The following is a 276-nucleotide window of genomic DNA, read 5'->3' on the forward strand; positions in this document are numbered from 1 at the left end:
GGCGCGCGTTGCGCGCGCTATGCGAAGTCATCGTCCCGCAGCCGGTGCATCGGCCAGTCGTGCCGCTCGCAGCGCTTGTCGATCGCAAGATTGCAGCGGGCAAGAGCGACGGCTATCGCCATGCTCAACTGCCGCGCTTGCAGGAGGCATGGCGGATCGGCCTCGCCGCACTCGATGACGAAAGCTAGCACCGATATCACACGATCTTTGCCGATCTTGATGAGCATGCGCGTGCTGGCCTCATTCAGGCGCTTGAGCATGGAACGCTGATGCGCG

Annotated in this window: 1 protein-coding gene; it reads left to right on the forward strand. The window is 63.4% G+C overall.

From position 1 onward, the window contains the following. Positions 1–59 precede the first annotated feature (59 nt). On the forward strand, positions 60–188 hold the full coding sequence (locus SB775_RS29130) for a hypothetical protein (protein ID WP_410864695.1): 129 nt from the start codon (positions 60–62) through the stop codon (positions 186–188). The last annotated feature ends 88 nt before the right edge of the window (positions 189–276 follow it).

It is taken from the genome of Peribacillus sp. SIMBA_075 (assembly GCF_046534585.1).